15 protein-coding genes are annotated in these 15,366 nt (G+C 38.7%); 6 read left to right on the top strand and 9 right to left on the bottom strand.

Features of this window, described 5'->3' with window-relative positions; all coding sequences use genetic code 11:
- The first annotated feature begins 47 nt into the window (after window positions 1–47).
- From B9T30_RS06990 to htpG, 4 genes are all read left to right on the top strand, one after another.
- Entirely contained in the window at window positions 48–1,421 is a 1,374-nt protein-coding gene (locus B9T30_RS06990; protein WP_086184401.1) for a Na+/H+ antiporter family protein, read from the top strand.
- 308 nt (window positions 1,422–1,729) lie between these two features.
- A complete protein-coding gene (locus B9T30_RS06985) occupies window positions 1,730–2,389 on the top strand; it encodes an OmpW/AlkL family protein (protein WP_086184347.1) in 660 nt (219 codons plus the stop codon).
- A 169-nt stretch (window positions 2,390–2,558) separates the two neighbouring features.
- Entirely contained in the window at window positions 2,559–2,903 is a 345-nt protein-coding gene (locus B9T30_RS06980; RefSeq protein WP_086184346.1) for a lysozyme inhibitor LprI family protein, read from the top strand.
- A gap of 92 nt (window positions 2,904–2,995) precedes the next feature.
- Window positions 2,996–4,915 carry a molecular chaperone HtpG gene (gene htpG / locus B9T30_RS06975; protein WP_086184345.1) on the top strand — a complete coding sequence of 640 codons (1,920 nt, stop codon included), beginning with the start codon at window positions 2,996–2,998 and terminating at the stop codon, window positions 4,913–4,915.
- A 79-nt stretch (window positions 4,916–4,994) separates the two neighbouring features.
- On the opposite strand, the gene B9T30_RS06970 is transcribed toward htpG, so the two are convergent.
- From B9T30_RS06970 to B9T30_RS06950, 5 genes are all read right to left on the bottom strand, one after another.
- Window positions 4,995–6,119: a hypothetical protein gene (locus B9T30_RS06970; RefSeq protein WP_413772557.1), complete on the bottom strand. Its 1,125-nt coding sequence runs from the start codon at window positions 6,117–6,119 to the stop codon at window positions 4,995–4,997.
- Between the two features lie 83 nt (window positions 6,120–6,202).
- The gene (locus B9T30_RS06965) at window positions 6,203–7,684 is read right to left on the bottom strand and encodes a hypothetical protein (RefSeq protein WP_086184344.1); all 1,482 of its coding nucleotides are present in this window, start codon (window positions 7,682–7,684) and stop codon (window positions 6,203–6,205) included.
- Between the two features lie 10 nt (window positions 7,685–7,694).
- On the bottom strand, window positions 7,695–7,874 hold the full coding sequence (locus tag B9T30_RS06960; RefSeq protein WP_086164747.1) for a hypothetical protein: 180 nt from the start codon (window positions 7,872–7,874) through the stop codon (window positions 7,695–7,697).
- A 330-nt stretch (window positions 7,875–8,204) separates the two neighbouring features.
- Entirely contained in the window at window positions 8,205–8,390 is a 186-nt protein-coding gene (locus tag B9T30_RS06955) for a hypothetical protein (RefSeq protein WP_086184343.1), read from the bottom strand.
- 226 nt (window positions 8,391–8,616) lie between these two features.
- Window positions 8,617–8,832 carry a hypothetical protein gene (locus B9T30_RS06950; RefSeq protein WP_086184342.1) on the bottom strand — a complete coding sequence of 72 codons (216 nt, stop codon included), beginning with the start codon at window positions 8,830–8,832 and terminating at the stop codon, window positions 8,617–8,619.
- Window positions 8,833–9,072: 240 nt separating this feature from the next.
- Here B9T30_RS06950 and B9T30_RS06945 point away from each other — a divergent pair, with 240 nt between their 5' ends.
- Window positions 9,073–9,273 (top strand): dodecin family protein, encoded by a 201-nt coding sequence (locus B9T30_RS06945; RefSeq protein ID WP_086164744.1) that lies wholly within the window; start codon window positions 9,073–9,075, stop codon window positions 9,271–9,273.
- A gap of 84 nt (window positions 9,274–9,357) precedes the next feature.
- Here B9T30_RS06945 and B9T30_RS06940 read toward each other — a convergent pair whose 3' ends face one another.
- Complete coding sequence (locus B9T30_RS06940) at window positions 9,358–10,059, bottom strand: DsbA family protein (protein ID WP_086184341.1); 702 nt, start codon at window positions 10,057–10,059, stop codon at window positions 9,358–9,360.
- Window positions 10,060–10,239: 180 nt separating this feature from the next.
- On the opposite strand from B9T30_RS06940, the gene B9T30_RS06935 reads away from it, so the two are divergent.
- Complete coding sequence (locus B9T30_RS06935; RefSeq protein ID WP_086184340.1) at window positions 10,240–10,989, top strand: hypothetical protein; 750 nt, start codon at window positions 10,240–10,242, stop codon at window positions 10,987–10,989.
- A gap of 148 nt (window positions 10,990–11,137) precedes the next feature.
- Here the strand turns inward: B9T30_RS06935 and B9T30_RS06930 are convergent, their stop codons facing one another.
- The 3 genes from B9T30_RS06930 to ompR form a co-directional block, all read right to left on the bottom strand.
- Window positions 11,138–12,655 carry an acetyl-CoA hydrolase/transferase family protein gene (locus tag B9T30_RS06930; protein WP_086184339.1) on the bottom strand — a complete coding sequence of 506 codons (1,518 nt, stop codon included), beginning with the start codon at window positions 12,653–12,655 and terminating at the stop codon, window positions 11,138–11,140.
- Window positions 12,656–12,859: 204 nt separating this feature from the next.
- A complete protein-coding gene (locus B9T30_RS06925; RefSeq protein WP_086184338.1) occupies window positions 12,860–14,320 on the bottom strand; it encodes an ATP-binding protein in 1,461 nt (486 codons plus the stop codon).
- Between the two features lie 231 nt (window positions 14,321–14,551).
- Window positions 14,552–15,316 (bottom strand): two-component system response regulator OmpR, encoded by a 765-nt coding sequence (gene ompR, locus B9T30_RS06920; RefSeq protein ID WP_004650626.1) that lies wholly within the window; start codon window positions 15,314–15,316, stop codon window positions 14,552–14,554.
- Window positions 15,317–15,366: the final 50 nt, after the last annotated feature.

The following is a 15,366-nucleotide window of genomic DNA, read 5'->3' as shown; positions in this document are numbered from 1 at the left end:
TTTGATTAAATTCTGATAAAATGCCTCTTTTTCAAAAATCTTTTCTTATGATTGCAATTATCGCTGCTATCGTGGTCATGTTCGGGCTTTCTTTAGCCCGTGTGCCTGTTGTATTTGCACTAATTATTGGTGCCGTGACTGGTGGATTATTGGCTGGTTTGGGTCTACAGGGAACTTTAGATGCTTTTAATAATGGTTTGGGTGGTGGCGCTAAAATTGCTTTAGCCTATGGTGTGCTGGGCGCCTTTGCTTTAGCTTTGGCCCGTTCAGGTTTACCCGATTTACTGGCTTATAAGCTAATTCGAACTTTAAAAGCAGATAGCGACATCAAATCTCAAAATAAAGTGAAGTATATTATTTTTGTGACCATTGCTTTAGCCGCAGTATCTTCTCAAAATTTAATTCCTGTGCATATTGCATTTATTCCGGTATTGATTCCGCCTCTATTGGGGGTATTTAACCATTTAAACTTAGATCGACGTGCAGTTGCCTGCCTATTGACCTTTGGTTTATGTGCAACGTATATGCTTATTCCTGTAGGTTTTGGTGCTATTTTCCTTAACGATATTTTAGCGCAGAATATTAATACTTTTGGTAAACCTTATGGATTTGTGATTGCTAATGAACAAATTCCACATGCCATGATGATTCCCGTATCTGGTATGTTTGTTGGTTTGTTGATTGCATTATTTATTAGTTATCGTAAACCACGATATTATCAAGATGTTAAAGTAGAACAAAGAGTGCATAGCATTACGGGTGAGATGACCACTGATGAAGCCGATGATGCAGTACCTAAAATCGCTAAATTTACTTTGTTTATGGCTGCCTTTGCTGTTTTGGCAACATTAACGGTTCAGTTGTATTCTGACTCTATGATTTTAGCAGGGCTAGTTGGTGTTGCAATTTTGAGTTGTGCCGGCATCTTTAAATGGAAAGAGGCGGACGACGTTATTATTACGGGCATGCGGATGATGGCATTGGTCGGCTTCATTATGATTGCTGCACAAGGTTTTGCTGCTGTGATAGAAGCCACGAATCAAGTGCCTGCTTTGGTTGAGGCTTCAGTTCAATGGATTGGCGATAGTAAGGCTTTGGCTGCTTTCTTAATGTTGCTGATTGGTTTACTGATTACTTTAGGCATCGGGTCTTCTTTTTCAACGGTGCCAATCTTAGCGATTATTTATGTCCCGCTTTGTATTCAATTTGGTTTTAGCCCTATGGCAACGATCGCTATTATTGGTACAGCAGCAGCACTAGGTGATGCCGGTTCTCCCGCTTCAGATTCAACTTTAGGCCCTACTTCTGGTTTAAATATGGATGGACAACATGACCATATGAAAGATAGTGTAATCCCTACATTTATTCATTTTAATATTCCGTTATTGGTATTTGGATGGATTGCCGCAATGGTACTTTAACTGGAATCAATATTTTAATTTTTTAATTTACATATAATGTTAATAGATGTATTTTAAATAAATATTTAAATAACTCATTATAATAAAACCAAGCTTTATACTCGGAATATAATAAAAAATATGATTAATTTGGTTGGTGTTAAAACCAACCAAGTTGGTCTGATTAAAATAAATATCAATTATTATCAATATCTTGTAAATAAATAAAATTATTATTAATTCATAACTATTGCATATTAATTACACTCATGTTTATTATTAATTAATGTTTGAATTTATTGTTATTATTCTTCCTTGAGTTATTTAAAATGTTAAAACAAGCTACTTTTATTGTGTTATTGGGGTTGTCTGCTTCAGCGATGGCTGGTGATTGGCAAGTTAAATTAGGTGCTTCTGCTTTGGCACCACAAAATGATGACAACGGTACATTAAATGTTCCTGTCGGTGGTGTAGTCACGCCATTAAAAGCAGAAGTCAGCAATCAAGTTAATTTCACTCCATCTGTTGAATATTTTTTTAATAACTCACCAATTTCAGTAGAGTTATTGCTCGCATTACCTTTTGATCATGATGTAAACATTGGTCCAATCGAAGATGCAGCATCTTTTAAACACTTGCCGCCGACCATTACAGCGAAATATAATTTTAAAAACTCAACTCGTTTTACACCATACATTGGTGTAGGTGCGACTGTCGTTATACCTTGGGACGAAGAATTATCTCAAACAACTAAAACTGCAACTGGTGCAGAAAGTTTAGATGCTGAGGTAGCCTATGGTGTTGCTGGTCAGATCGGCTTTAATTTTCAACCCGCTGATGCGAAAAATTGGGGTGTGTTTGTAGATGCCCGTTATGCAAATGTGAAAACTGAATTAACAGCAAAAACAGCTAACGGTACTAAAGTAACGCTAGGTGATCTTGAAGTAAATCCGTGGGTTTATACCCTTGGTTATAGCTATAAATTCTAATGTTTAGAATTTGAATTAGCCTTTTAAAAACCCATCTTTTGATGGGTTTTTTAATTGCACTTAAAGTATTGGAGTAAACTACTGTAATTGAGCAAAAATATCTTATTTAATGACAGGCTTGTTGCTAAAATAACCGCAGAAAGATAATCAAATAAAAAGGCAGAAAAAAATGAAAATATGGAAATGTGCTGCTTTATTTTTATGTAGTGCTTTTAATGTTGCTACTTACGCAGCAAGTTTTAATTGTGACAAAGCACGAACCCAGACGGAACATGTAATTTGTGAGTATCGAGTGGTCAATGATGCTGATGTAAAAATGGCCACAACCTATAATATTATTAAGCGTTTAGTCCCTATGGGAACACGAGGCGTGATTCAGAATGAACAAGTCAAGTGGTTACAGTTGCGAGATCAATGTGGCAGTTCGAGCAGTTGTTTAAGTGAAGTGTATAAGATGCGCCAGCAAAAGCTAGATATGTATATGGATCGTGTTTATAAACATGGTCCTTTTTAAGAAAAATTTATCGGGTGCTATTGAAAATTGCACTAATCACTCCAATTCATTAAGCATTCGATAAAAGTGTTTAATGAATTTAAGGAATGATGATGACTGAACAAAGTGCAAAAAAACATAGTTTCCAAGCAGAAGTTGCCCAGCTTCTACATTTAGTGACCCATTCACTGTATTCAAATCCTGAAATTTTCTTACGTGAACTGATCTCAAATGCTTCAGATGCATGTGATAAGTTACGTTTTGAAGGTATCAACCATCCTGAATATTATGAAAATGATCCTGATCTGCATGTGCGTGTCAGTTTAGATAAAGATAATAAAACCATCACCATTTCAGACAATGGCATTGGTTTAACGGCGCAAGAAGCGATTGATAATTTGGGTACGATTGCTAAATCGGGCACCAAAGACTTTATGTCTAAATTGTCGGGTGATCAAAAAGCCGATGCGCAATTGATTGGTCAGTTTGGGGTCGGTTTTTATTCAGGTTTTATTGTTGCTGAAAAAATTACCGTTGAATCTCGTCATGCGGGTGTAGATGCCGCCGAAGCTGTACGTTGGATCAGTACGGGTACAGGTGATTTCGAAGTTGAGCAGATTAATAAGGCTTCACGTGGAACAGATATCATTTTGCATTTACGTGATGATGCAGTGGATTATTTAGAATCGTCTAAAGTGAAACAGATCATCAATAAATATTCTGATCACATTAGCTTGCCGATTGAAATGCAAAAAGAAGTTTGGCAAGAAGACGCGGTTGCTGAAGGTGAAACTCCTCAAGGTGGTCAGATGGTCAAGACTGACGAGTGGGAAGCGATTAACTCAGCCAGTGCCCTTTGGACGCGTAATAAAAATGAGATCACTGATGAGCAGTACATTGAGTTCTATAAGAACTTAAGTCATGACTTTGATGCACCACTGGCATGGGCGCATAATCGCGTTGAAGGGAGCACTGAATATACGCAATTGCTATATGTGCCAAGCAAAGCAGCACATAATCTGTTCACCCGTGAAGCGAAAGCGGGCATTAAACTGTATGTCAAACGCGTCTTCATTATGGATGAAGCTGATAATTTGATTCCGAATTATTTACGTTTTGTACAGGGTGTGGTGGATAGTGCTGACCTGCCATTAAACGTCAGTCGTGAACTGTTACAAGAAAGTCGTGATGTTAAAACCATTCGCGAAGGCAATACGCGCCGTATTTTGACCATGTTGGATGGTTTGGCCAAGTCGGAAGATGAACAAGATCAAGAGAAATTCAAACAGTTTTATGCTGAATTTGGTTCAGTGATGAAAGAAGGTTTGGGGGAAGACTTTGGGAATCGTGAGCGTATTTTAAAACTCCTTCGTTTCTCGACCTCGAATAATGATGATATTTCAACGTCATTGGCAGACTACAAAGCACGGATGAAAGAAGGGCAAAAAGCCATTTATTACGTGACCGCAGACAGTTTAAATGCAGCGAAAAACTCACCACAACTTGAATTGTTCAAGAAAAAAGACATTGAAGTGTTGTTGATGGCGGATCGTGTCGATGAATGGGCGATGGAATTCGTCAATGAATTCGATGGCACACCAATGCAGAACGTATCTAAGGGTGCAGTTGACCTAGGTGATTTGCAGGATGCTGAAGAGAAGAAAGCACTTGAAGCTGCGGCTGAACAATTCAAGCCTGTGGTCGATAAACTGTCTGATGCTTTAAAAACCAAAACCAAAGAAGTTCGTGTTACGACACGTTTGGTCGATTCTCCTGCATGTTTAGTCACCAGTGAAGGTGAGCTTTCTCCACAGTTGGTTCGTATGTTGAAACAAGCCGGTCAAGCAATTCCTGAAAGTAAACCGACTCTAGAAATTAACCCAGAACATCCATTGGTGAAAAAACTGGAAAGCTCAAACCAATTTGATGATTTAGCCCATGTGATTTTTGATCAAGCGGTGATTGCAGAAGGTGGCTTACCTGAGGATCCTGCTGCATATGTCAAACGTATTAACAGTTTATTGTTGAAATAACTGAGATTTTCACACGCAAAATGAAAAACCTCCTGCGGGAGGTTTTTTTATTCATCAACATTGTTGTTCACTCACTCGATTAAAATAAGGCTTCCAAACGGATAGAGGTGCTAATGAAATGACTACGATCATCACGATGATCATTCATATAGTTTAAATTTCCTTGCACATAAAACCATTCCCGCCATAAAGGTTGGCGCCAAGAAATGAAGGGACCCCAACTATTTAAACGCAAATCTTTATTGTTTAAAAAACCGCCCGTGTAAATACCATAACTAAAGCTATTTTCATGGAAAAATTGATGTTGTCTAAACAGACTATTATCCCAAGTTAAATCATCATCTTGATCATCAGAATAAGTAAGATTCAGTTGATTCGACAGGAATGCTTGATTTGGACGCGCATGGGTCAGCTCGATATTGGTTCTTAAATAATTTTTACTATCAATGCCATAACGATAAATTTGTTCCGCATGAAAACTAAAATCATTTTCTAATTTCCAATCTTTAGAGGCTTTGAGGCGCAGATAAATATCATCACCGGAACGTAGACCTAAATCTAAATCTGTTTCGAAGGGCAGGTGCTTAGAAAAATCTGACCAACGTAAGGCAAAAGAGCTGTTATTTTCTCGAGTACGTTGTCGGTCTAGGGTTTTGTCATTATTGTTGCCCGGGTTTTCATTGGTAATAGCGACATTATTGTCGAGTTCATTGTCTAAGGAATCATCCCCGAAGACTAAACTAAGTTGACGCTCTAAAGTAGGCAGTTTAATTCTGCCTCGAATACGCGGTTTAATTTCATAACCATCGTATTTATTCCAACTGTTATCCACAATCACGCGTAATGTTGCAGAGGCTGGTTTTTCTGGATCTGTTTCGCCAAACCAATTGTCAATTTTATGCGAAGTATCATCTGCCCAGCTGCGAATTTGAAATTGTTTACGATCGACCCACGTCCGATCTGCCGTTTCGAGGATAGGGCGAACCATAAGTTCATCTGATTGCTGGGGTAAAAAGGTCGGTGCTGCATCAATCCAACTCGGCAGTTGATACAGCAAATTGAAGTTTTCATCCGTTGCTGGCAAAGGCCAGTTTTTTTGCTCCGTTACAGATTCTGTGACCGTTGCCCACGTTGAGCTATACGCCAGCCCCGATAAGAAGATGAATAAAAGTGGTTTTGATAAATTTATTTTAATGTGAGGCATATCCTTGCTCTTCTAGTTTTGATAATTGAATAGTCTTGTAAAAAATGAGACTAAAAAGCAAGCGTTTGCTACAAAAATAGAACTTAATCTGAAAGATGTTTTTCAATGGCTTCATATAATTGATGGCAGTCAATGGGGGACTCTAACTGGGTCAGAATGGTTTGGATCAGCTGCCAACTTACGCCTTGATGACGGTCTAATAATAAATAAGGATAAGCAGATTCAGTTCGTGACAGATTTAAGCGCTTTTGCCCATGAATCAGACGAATTTTATGCCGCTCTTTTAATAACAGTAGTGGGGTCTTGCTGTGTGCTGGACTTTCCTCAAACTGGATAAATTTTTGTGTTTGGATCAGTTGTACGGGAATAAAAGGAGTATAGCGGTCAATATTCCAAATTAACGTGGCTTTTTGGCTATAGCTATCAAATAGAGTTTCAAGATGAGTAAAACTGTCCTCTAAGTGATTCCAAAAAATTTCTTTAATCGCGGATGGCTGATGCTGATATGGATCAGTAAATAAATGGATTAAGCGAATGGCTTGCATTTGATTTTCTGTACCCAATAACACTAAATATTTAATAAAGTGACCTTGGGAATTGATTTGCTCGGCAAGATAAATCGGCAATTGTTGCCAATGCTGTACATTTGGGCCATACAATAATAAATCTACATGTTGTGAGATTTCAGGCGCATCGCGTATTTCTAAGCGATATAATGCTTGCTCAGGTTTATTGGTATCGTCAAGAGGGTGAATATGTGCAATATATTGCTTGAGTGCCAAGGTCTGTGGAACAGAATTTTTAGGTAACTTTTCAGCTAACTTGTTTTCTTGAGGGGTTAAAGTTGCCGATACAAGGGGTTCCTGTGACTGATTATTGCATATGGGTGGTCGTTCTGGATGCAGAGCAGCACGTAGTTCATCGTGCTGTACTTTTGAATCTATAGTGATGATTTTCTGATCAGGATCAAGTGTTTCAATCGCTTGATTCAGACTATCGGGTATATCCGTCTGATTTTGCTCTGGTAGGAGATCTATCAATAGATTCAAATCAGTCTCGGTCAATGCTTTAACCCGTTGATGTTCTAAAAGGGCATGTTGTTTTAATTCATGGTCAGTTTGTAAACAGATATAGATCTGTTGTTGTGCCAGCATCCAGTGATAGATATTTTCTAAATAACCCCATTCACTCACTAAAGCCGTGCGGTTTGGCGTTGGAATTAACCAAATTTGCCAACCTTTTTGAGCATCATACAAAATAGCCCAACCCGCATCCGCATTTTGATAGAGTACTTTTTCTAAAAGAGAGTCCTGTAGAAATACCCCACGAAAAGAAAGCTTATACAGGGTATTCGCAGCGAAATCATAGGCTGCTTTTTCAGGTTGAGTATGGGATTTAAACTTCAAAATTTGTTTTTGAAAAATGGGCTCATCACATAAGCCAAAAATTTCGGTTAAACGTGATTTCGATTTTGCGATTTCAAAGAAAGATAACGATCGATGTTCTAACCCATCAATTAAAATATTTAATTCTTTGATCAGCAGCGCTTTTTCTAAGGCATTCATCAACTGACCTCTAAAGATGTGTTTGTGCTTTTTCGAGATAACTGGCCAAGACAATATTGATGGCAAGTTCAAGTAATTTATATTCAGCAGACATCGGTTTAGGGTAGCGTTCAGCAAGCTCAATCAACTGGTCAATATTGATGGCTTGAGGAGGAATCTTACCTTGAATCAGTGCTTGAAGTTCTTGCATAAGAAAACATTTTCATTTGATGAAATGATGAAGGTCATGCTTTTGATTATATGGATTTAAAAATAAAAATCATGCAAAAAATTGTCATATTTTGAGATTCTTTAGACATAAAAAACAAAAATTGTAAATTTTGAACAATAAATATCCGGTTTTTTAGTATGGCTGAAGAGATAAAATGCTGACTACGAGTTGAATTATTCGATGAATCGATTTAACTGAAGTTGAATTGGAGGTTTTTATTGATGTGTTTTCTAAACAGCAGAGGCTTAATGCAGAAATAAAAAAACAGACCCATTACCTCAAGTCTGTTTTTTGAAAAGCAGAGGTACTTTAAGCGGCTTTTTTAGCTTCAGCAGCTCCTTGAGTCACAGTTTTAGCAGCAGGCACGTTTTGCTCTGCATTCACGCTTTCAATCGCTTTTTTTACAGGAAAATCGGGAATAAAAACAATTTGCGCAGATGCGTTTACAGAAATAGCCAAAACAGCGACAGCCACAAGAGATTTAATGATATTCATCATGATGTCCTTTAAAGGAGAAAAATGCCCAAATAAGATGGACGAAAGGGAGAGAGTACAAAAATAGACTTCATGTGAATAGTAACAAAAAATAATCAATTTGGCTAAAAAATAGAAAGATAAAAGATGAATGGTGAGTTTAAATTGTTATATAAATCATATGTTTATAGTTTTTACTCTAAGACAGGTTGTGTTTTGACAAGCTGTCTTAACTGGTTTAAAAATATCAGTTTTTAGGGCATTTGTTATGACATCTTTTCTCGTAAATTTTACCAGAAATACCGCCAATAATAGCGCCACTCAAAGTGCCAAATAGGGATAATATAGCACCAGCAACCGCACCAATGAATACGCCTTTTACCGTAGGTGAAAAACGTAATTTTGAGCATGAATGATGTTCAGGTGGAGAATCAACAGCAGAATTTTGAGTTTCAGTGTCCATATTGACCTCTTTTAAGTTAGATGGTTCAGAACTTAAATGTTCCACGTATTAGCCTAGCGAATTGTTCATGTCTGTGTGTCCAAGCCTTGTATAGATACGTTGTATTTTGTAAGACCCGAAGAATAAAACCTCGTATTGTTTCTCTCTGTAAGTTTTTGCGCTGTAATGTTAAAGTTGAATGTTTTGTTTAAAAAATAGCCTAGCATCAGGCTTCAAAAAAATAAAATTTGAGGTTCTAAAATGGCCATCGCTAAAGTCGTTGAAGTTAATTCGAGTAGCCAAAAAAGTTTTGAAGATGCCATTCAAACAGGAATTACCAAGGTGACGGAAACGGTAAAAAATGTACAAGGTGCTTGGATTAATGAGCAAAAAGTGATTATTAAAGAGAATAAAATTACCGAATATCGAGTTAATTTGAAAATTAGTTTCTTGGTCGACTAGATGGATCAATCAGATCATAAAAAATCCCCGAACTCGGGGATTTTTTATGATTAGTTATCTCAATCTATATCAAAAAAAATAGCATTATTTTTCTGGAAGATCACATGTATCATCTTTACAAACAGCGGCATCTTCCGCAGCAATAGAGGCTTGTTCAGGTGCTGCTAAAGCCTTCTCAAAGACTTGTAAAAAGACTTCGCGGGGTTGTGCGCCTGCTAAAGCAATACGTTGATCAAAGATAAAGAAAGGCACGCCTGTGACTTTTAATTGATCTTGAGCGACTTCTTCATCAAATTTAACAAAGTCAGCATATTCTTCTGAATCTAACACGTCCTCAACTTCAACAGGATTGAGTCCAATACGTGCAGCGACATCTTCAATGGTTTCACGTTCACCAATTGATAAACCTTGCGTCATATAGCTATAGAAAAAGGCTTCTTTGGCTTCTGAGCCTAAGCCTTTGCTTTGGGCTAAATGAATAATACGATGTGCATTGAAGGTGTTCCCTGAGTTGGCATTTTCCCAATTAAATTGGATCCCTTCCTCAGCAGCCATAGCGGCAATATTACGTTGCATATCTTCAACATCGGCAACGGTGCGTCCATATTTTTGCGCGAGGCGTTCAGAATTTGAAACTTCCTGACGAGTGGGTGCTTCTGGATCAAGTTCATAGCTGTGCCAATGCACTTCAAGTTCTACACCCGCTTGTTTCGCTGCCGCTTCCAAACGTTTTTTACCAATATAACAAAATGGGCAAACCACATCTGACCAAATATCTACGCGCATGAGCAATCTCTTCTCTTTTCTTGCCTACATTGATGGGGGTGGCTGGCAAAATTTAAAGCATGAAAGTTGAATTAAAAGCTCATTTGGCAGCAAAAATTGGCAGTCTTTTCGCTGAATAAATAACCAGTTGTATTCTGAATCGCGTTATCATATTGAAAAGTCAGTCGAAGGGAGTCTCGTATGCCAAAGATTTTTTTAATCTTAGCGTTAGCGACATGTACTGTATTTGGTTGGATGTTTTATCAGTATTCGGTACAACAAGACGAGTTAAGTCAAATTAAAGACTATCAAACAGTATTGTATGAAAAAGCAGAACTCATTTATCAACAAGCCCAAGATTGGTCGAAACCGATTGATATCAATGTGTCAGATAATCATTTGCAGGGCGATTATAAAGTGATGGCAGACTTTGTCCTGAGCGATATGATTCAAAATGCTGAAGCAAGAAATCAGTATTTACGTGAACTCAAAGCGCTGCATTGGGATCAGTTTTTAAATATTGATCGTTTAGAGAAAGATCGGAAACAGAATTTTATCGAAACTGAGCAAATGTTAAAACAAGTCCATCTTTTGACCGCCCAGTATCAACAACAAACTCAGCAACGTGAAGAAGATACTTTAGATCGAGCGAAGCATTTATCGATTAAAGCCAACTTGAGACATCAGTTGGCAGATAGCTTACGTGAAAGTCGGGACAGTGATCAAACCCATGCTTTATTTGCATTAGAGTTGCAGATATTAAGCAAGGCCGATGCTTTATTTGAGATTTTAAAAAACAATAAATGGCAGAAAAACCAGCAGACGTTTATGTTTTATGAAGATCAACCCTTAAAGCAATTTAATGCTTTATATGGAGAGATATTGCAGTTGAATGCAGAAATAGAAAAAATTAAAAAGCAAAATCGTAAAGCGATTGAACAGCGTTTATAGCATTTGAATTCGCTATGATTTTGAAATAGAGCTTGGTTGAATTGAATCGTCGAGGATCGAGATATAGGAAATTATGTATTTTAAATGCGAATTTCAGCCATAAAAAAGCGTACCGAAGTACGCTTTTTATATGAATTACTGATGCTGCTTAAGCAATTTTAGCTTCTGCTTGAGCAACAAGCATTTGACCTTGCTCTTCAAAGTTGACATGCCAAGACAATGCTTCACGAAGAAGGTGAGGGGTATGTCCGCCTTTTGCACAAGAACGATCAAAGTAGTCATTCAATGCATCACGGTACATTGGGTGTGCACAGTTGTCGATAATGGCACGCGCACGTTCACGTGGTGCTAAACCGCGTAAATCCGCAAGACCTTGCTCAGTCACTAAAATATCAACATCATGTTCAGAGTGATCGATATGCGATGCCATTGGTACGATTGAAGAGATGTCACCACCTTTTGCAATCGACTTGGTCACAAAAATAGCCAAATGAGCATTACGCGCGAAGTCACCTGAACCACCAATACCGTTCATCATTTTAGTACCACAAACGTGAGTTGAGTTTACGTTGCCGTAAATATCAAATTCGAGTGCAGTGTTAATGCCGATAATACCTAAACGACGCACCAATTCAGGATGGTTCGAAATTTCTTGTGGGCGAAGCACCAATTTGTCTTTATATGCGTCAAGGTTGTTAAACACTTTTTCGCCATATTTAGCAGAAAGTGTAATTGAGCTACCTGAAGCAAATTTCATTTTGCCCGCATCAATCAATTCGAAAGTACAGTCTTGTAGTACTTCTGAATACATGACTAAATCTTCAAAGTTTGAGTCTTTAAGACCCGTCAATACGGCATTGGCAATAGAACCGATACCGGCTTGTAATGGACCTAAATTTTTCGGTAAACGACCTGCGGCAACTTCTTGTTCGAAGAAATTGATCAAGTGGTTTGCAATACCTTGAGTTTCATCATCTGGTTCAGTCACAGTTGATGGAGAGTCATGATATTCATTGTTAATCACGATACCGACAATTTTAGCAGGGTCGATATTGATGGCATGTGTACCAATACGTTCATCGACCTGAGTTAAAGGAATTGCTTGACGTGTTGGACGATAGCTTGGGATATAAATATCGTGTAGACCTTCAAAAGCAGGGCTTAAGTTGGTGTTGATTTCGACAATCACTTTTTCAGCAAAAATGGCAAAGCTTGCAGAGTTACCCACTGAAGTGGTTGGAATAATCCCGCCATCTTCAGTAATCGCAATGGCTTCAATGATGGCAACATCAGGCTTTTTAAGCTGAAGGTTACGCATTTGTTCAACCGTTTCAGACAAATGCTGATCGATGAACATTACTTCGCCGTTGTTGATGGCTTTACGTAAAGTATTGTCGACTTGGAATGGTAAACGACGAGCAAGCACACCAGCTTCAGTCAATTGTTTGTCTAGGTCATTACCCAAACTTGCACCGGTAATTAACGTGATTTTTAAAGGATTTTCCTTTGCTTGTTTTACAAGTGCTAAAGGTACAGCTTTTGCTTCACCTGCACGAGTAAAACCACTCATTCCTACAGTCATACCATCTTGGATAAAAGTAGCAGCTTGTTCTGCGCTCATGACTTTGTCATGAAGTGACGCTAAACGAATACGATCTAAAGACATGGTTTAAGCTCAATTCTTGTTCGAAACTAGACAGATTGTACCGTCCTAAAAACAAATTGTGCATGCCTGTTAGGCTAAGGTCTAATTTTTTGAGAAAATGTGGGTATAACGATTTTTTATGGTTTTTAATTGATTGATTTTAATGATCTAAAAATCAACAGCTGCATGGTGAAATAAAACTGTTTGTTGTTTATTTGATCAGTATTAAAAGCGTTCACTGAATGTTTGTTTAATTTTTCCTAATGTGGAGCTATGTATATTCTCCTCAATTTTATCTTGAACAATAGGTAAAGAAATAAGTGCTTCTAAACCGCCTTCAGGTCGATTATGCAGCGTGAGTTGACCTTGGTGGATGTCAACAATACGTTTAACAATGGCTAATCCCAAACCACTGCCTTGTACGGTACGGGCTTCATTGCCTCGAACAAAGGGCTGCATTAAGTCTTCAATTTGATCCTCAGGAATACCCTCACCATGATCTGCAACACTAATAAAAATATGATCGTTTTCAACTTTTGCTGACAATTCAATGGGTTCAGCGCCATAGCGTTTTGAGTTATTAATTAAATTACCAATCAGGCGTTTAAGCGAGAGACTTCGCGCTTGAATCACGGGAATGTCTTCAGCTTTGAAACGAATATCTAAAGGTTTGAACTGCACCACTAATTCTTGTAACAATATATTAATGTCGGTGTCTTGTATTTCCTCATCTGAACCGTCACGCATATAGGAGATAAACTGATTCAGAATGGCATCCATATCTTCTACATCATAAATTAAACCTTCTTTGAGAAAGTCATCATCAGGCATCATTTCTGCACTTAAGCGAATACGGGTTAAAGGCGTGCGTAAGTCATGGGAAATGCCAGCCAGCATAATACGGCGGTCGCGTTCAGCTTGATCCAAGGTATAGATCATATGATTAAAGGCTTGGTTCACCTCACGGATTTCTTGTGGCCCATGATTGGTTTCAAGATAAGGTGCAGAACCGGTTTTACTATAATTATTGGCAGCATTTTGCAAACGACGTAAAGGGCGGTTGAGCTGGCGCACCAGTGTTAAAATGATGGCAGCAGCAATCAGGGGCACACCCAGCAACCAGCCAAAGACCAGTTCAGGGCTATAGTTGGCATAGGTTTTCAAAGGTTCACGCACCCAGTGCCCATTCATTTCAGGGGTCTGAATCCAAATGCGTGGGCTGGGTTTAAATTGGAAATAGACCGTCACATTTTCAACTTTGAGTTCTTTGGCGAGCTTTTTTTCAATTTGATTGGTAAAAAATTCAGCAATGACTTTGTCGCGAACGCTAGGATATTCTTTGGGGTCGGTGATGTATTCAATACCGACACGATTTTTTAACCAAGTGTCGACATCGACTTCGGCATCATTATGGAAAATACGTAAATCGGGATTGTTAATGATTTCGAGTTCAACACCCAAATATCGGGCATGTTGCTGAATTTCTGGAAGGTAGAGGGTACGCCAAAAGAACCACAACGACATAAATAAACTGAAAAATACAATGAATAACACCAGCACGGTGGTACGCATGGCAGCAGAACGAGGCTTTATTTTGTCCAAAAAACGTTCCGAACGCGTCCGTTTTTTTTCTGAATACGCTTCGTAATCGGTAAATTTCTGTGGGTCGATGGGTTCGAGTTTCACGCCTGATTCCTATGGTGAATCTGAAGTATTTTATTTGTTGAATTTTGAAGGAGTCTTACCGAATTAATTCTAATGGTAGGAGCTCGTATTGTTCTTTTAAAAAAAAACCAAAAACTTTGCCATTCGCTGAACTCGCGCACTTCAATGCGAGCCTTTAATTGAGGGTTAGCTCAAACAGCAGCGAATGGCGTTAAGGGACAAATATATGGTTCATATTGTCAGATTTTTTTCTTATTCCGCGCCATCTGGAACAAAGACATAGCCGACACCCCAAACAGTTTGGATATAACGCGCACGGGCTGGATTTTCTTCAACCAGACGACGTAAACGTGATACTTGTACGTCAATTGAGCGTTCCATCGCACCCCATTCACGACCACGGGCCAAATTCATCAATTTGTCACGGGTAAGTGGTTCACGTGGATGTTGTACTAAGGCTTTCAGTACAGCGAATTCACCCGTGGTTAAGGTCACTACCTGACCTTCACGAGTCAGGGTACGTGTGGATAAATCCAGTGACCATGGACCAAAACTGACCACTTCCATATGTTGGCTTGGCGCACCTGGAACTTCGCGGACTTGACGGCGTAGTACGGCACGAATACGTGCTAACAGTTCATTTGGATTAAAGGGTTTTGGTAGGTAGTCATCTGCACCGGCTTCAAGTCCTGCAATACGATCAGAATCACTGCCACGTGCAGTCAGCATAATAATCGGGGTGTCGATGTTCGATTGACGTAAACGACGACAAATACTCAGACCATCTTCAACCGGAAGCATGAAATCAAGCACGATGAGGGAGAAAAGTTCACGCTGTAACAAACGATCCATTTGTGTTGCATCGTGTGCCGTTTTCACTACGAAGCCTTTATCTTCCAGAAAGCGCTGCAATAACGTACGCAATCGCACATCATCATCCACAACGAGAATGCGTTCGACGCGATCAGTTTCGGTGTGTACTGGATCTGTTTTTTCAGCAGGTACAACTAAACTCATGATGTGCTCCTTTATTCTTTATTGTCATCGTAAACAAAAGTTCGGATAGC

The organism is Acinetobacter sp. ANC 4973 (assembly GCF_002135275.1).
GTDB classification, from domain to species: domain Bacteria; phylum Pseudomonadota; class Gammaproteobacteria; order Pseudomonadales; family Moraxellaceae; genus Acinetobacter; species Acinetobacter kyonggiensis.
The sequence above is the reverse complement of the archived record's forward strand: the minus strand, read 5'-3'. Positions and strand labels throughout refer to the sequence as shown.